The 3,339-nt window shown below is 51.5% G+C and carries 2 rRNA genes; both read left to right on the top strand.

What is annotated here, in order from left to right:
• Positions 1-216: 216 nt before the first annotated feature.
• A 23S ribosomal RNA gene (locus tag JNC80_RS19695) occupies positions 217-3,024 on the top strand.
• A gap of 201 nt (positions 3,025-3,225) precedes the next feature.
• Positions 3,226-3,339, top strand: a 5S ribosomal RNA gene (gene rrf / locus JNC80_RS19690); the annotation flags it as partial.

The raw sequence follows: 3,339 nt of genomic DNA, 5'->3' as shown, positions 1-3,339 counted from the left end.
TGTGTTCAGGTTAGCTTGTAGCTAACGTCGCCAAGTTTGCTCAAAGCTTGGCATTATGATTGGGATTGCCTAACCGCAACCATTGAACATGTCTCAAGAAGCTGGTCTTTTCTGCTAATATCCGGGCGCACTATCTTCGGTGTGCTACGCTTGCCAGTGTTTATCGTTAGACACTGATGTGAGCATAAAATCTTGATGGATATTGGCAATGAGAATAATCAAGTGAATTAAGGGCAATTGGTGGATGCCTTGGCATGCACAGGCGATGAAGGACGTGATACGCTGCGATAAGCGTCGGGGAGGTGCGAATACCCTTTGATCCGACGATTTCCGAATGGGGCAACCCACCTTAAATACCTAGAAAGTTTAAGCAGATCTCCGGATCTGTTTAGATTTCTAGGTATTGTTAATAAGGTATCTGCATCTGAATAAAATAGGGTGTAAGAGGCGAACGCAGGGAACTGAAACATCTAAGTACCTGCAGGAAAGGACATCAACCGAGACTCCGCAAGTAGTGGCGAGCGAACGCGGACCAGGCCAGTGGCTATAAAGAGACAAGCAGAAGAACCTGGAAAGGTTTGCCGTAGTGGGTGATAGCCCCGTATGCGTAATGCTCTTTGTAGTCCTTGAGTAGGGCGGGACACGTGAAATCCTGTCTGAACATGGGGAGACCACTCTCCAAGCCTAAGTACTCGTGCATGACCGATAGCGAACAAGTACCGTGAGGGAAAGGTGAAAAGCACCCCGACAAGGGGAGTGAAAGAGAACCTGAAACCGGTTGCCTACAAACAGTTGGAGCCCAAGATTCGTTCTGGGTGACAGCGTACCTTTTGTATAATGGGTCAGCGACTTAGTCTGACGAGCAAGCTTAAGCCGGTAGGTGTAGGCGTAGCGAAAGCGAGTCTGAACAGGGCGTTCAGTTCGTCGGATTAGACCCGAAACCGAGTGATCTAGCCATGAGCAGGTTGAAGGTTGGGTAACACCAACTGGAGGACCGAACCCATATCTGTTGCAATAGATTGGGATGACTTGTGGCTAGGGGTGAAAGGCCAATCAAACTCGGAGATAGCTGGTTCTCCGCGAAATCTATTTAGGTAGAGCGTTGGGCGAATACCTCAGGGGGTAGAGCACTGAATGGGTAATGGGGACTCACCGTCTTACTGATCTCAATCAAACTCCGAATACCTGAGAGTACTACCCAGCAGACACACGGCGGGTGCTAACGTCCGTCGTGAAGAGGGCAACAACCCTGACCACCATCTAAGGTCCCTAAGTTATGGCTAAGTGGGAAAGGATGTGAGGATCCCAAAACAACCAGGATGTTGGCTTAGAAGCAGCCATCATTTAAAGAAAGCGTAACAGCTCACTGGTCTAGATAAGGGTCTTTGCGCCGAAAATGTACCGGGGCTAAAGCCATACACCGAAGCTGTGGATGCACGTATGTGCGTGGTAGCGGAGCGTTCTGTAAGCCTGTGAAGGGATACTCGTGAGAGATCCTGGAGGTATCAGAAGTGAGAATGCTGACATGAGTAACGATAAAGAGTGTGAGAGACACTCTCGCCGAAAGTCCAAGGGTTCCTGCTTAAAGTTAATCTGAGCAGGGTTAGCCGGCCCCTAAGGCGAGGCCGAAAGGCGTAGTCGATGGGAACCACGTTAATATTCGTGGGCCTGTGGGTAGTGACGGATCGCGTGTGTTGTAAGGTCTTATTGGATTGATCTTGCAGCGAAGCGGTTCCAGGAAATAGCTCCCACATATAGACCGTACCCTAAACCGACACTGGTGGACTGGTAGAGTATACCAAGGCGCTTGAGAGAACTGCGTTGAAGGAACTCGGCAAATTGCACGCGTAACTTCGGAAGAAGCGTGACCCTTGTTTGCGCAAGCAGATGAGGGTGGCACAGACCAGGGGGTAGCGACTGTTTACCAAAAACACAGGGCTCTGCGAAGTCGCAAGACGACGTATAGGGTCTGACGCCTGCCCGGTGCTGGAAGGTTAAGAGGAGAGGTGCAAGCCTTGAATTGAAGCCCCAGTAAACGGCGGCCGTAACTATAACGGTCCTAAGGTAGCGAAATTCCTTGTCGGGTAAGTTCCGACCTGCACGAATGGCGTAACGACTTCCCCGCTGTCTCCAACGCAGACTCAGTGAAATTGAATTCCCCGTGAAGATGCGGGGTTCCTGCGGTTAGACGGAAAGACCCCGTGCACCTTTACTATAGCTTTACACTGGCATTTGTGGCGACATGTGTAGGATAGGTGGTAGACTTTGAAGCGGAGGCGCCAGCCTTCGTGGAGTCATCCTTGAAATACCACCCTTATCGTCATAGATGTCTAACTGCGACCCGTATATCCGGGTCCAGGACCGTGTATGGTGGGTAGTTTGACTGGGGCGGTCGCCTCCTAAAGAGTAACGGAGGCGCGCGATGGTGGGCTCAGAACGGTCGGAAATCGTTCGTCGAGTGCAATGGCATAAGCCCGCCTGACTGCAAGACAGACAAGTCGAGCAGAGACGAAAGTCGGTCATAGTGATCCGGTGGTCCCGTGTGGAAGGGCCATCGCTCAACGGATAAAAGGTACGCCGGGGATAACAGGCTGATGACCCCCAAGAGTCCATATCGACGGGGTTGTTTGGCACCTCGATGTCGACTCATCGCATCCTGGGGCTGGAGCAGGTCCCAAGGGTATGGCTGTTCGCCATTTAAAGCGGTACGTGAGTTGGGTTCAGAACGTCGTGAGACAGTTCGGTCCCTATCTGCCGTGGGTGTAGGAATATTGAAAGGATCTGTCCCTAGTACGAGAGGACCGGGATGGACGTATCTCTGGTGGATCTGTTGTCGTGCCAACGGCATAGCAGAGTAGCTATATACGGACTAGATAACCGCTGAAGGCATCTAAGCGGGAAACTAACCTTAAAACGAGTATTCCCTATCAGAGCCGTGGAAGACCACCACGTTGATAGGCCGGATGTGGAAGTGCGGTAACGCATGCAGCTGACCGGTACTAATAGCTCGATCGACTTGATTGTTCTCATTATCAATATCCATCAAGCTCATCAAAAGGATGAGTTTGATAGTTTCTTCTCTCTCACGCCCTATTCACTTCGTGAATGGCTCCGAGAGGGCGGCCTGACGGCCGGCACGCAGTCGCGTGCTTAGAGATGGAACTGCGCTAATTACGCAGTGCACGAAAATCCCAGCTTCTTATTTGTTTCTGTGCCCTTTGCTGACCTGGTGGTTATGGCGGAGCGGCTGCACCCGATCCCATTCCGAACTCGGCCGTGAAACGCTCCAGCGCCGATGGTACTTTGTCTTAAGACACGGGAGAGTAGGTCGCTGCCAGG

Source organism: Pseudochrobactrum lubricantis, assembly GCF_041929865.1.
In the GTDB taxonomy this organism is placed as follows: domain Bacteria; phylum Pseudomonadota; class Alphaproteobacteria; order Rhizobiales; family Rhizobiaceae; genus Pseudochrobactrum; species Pseudochrobactrum saccharolyticum.
The sequence above is the reverse complement of the archived record's forward strand: the minus strand, read 5'-3'. Positions and strand labels throughout refer to the sequence as shown.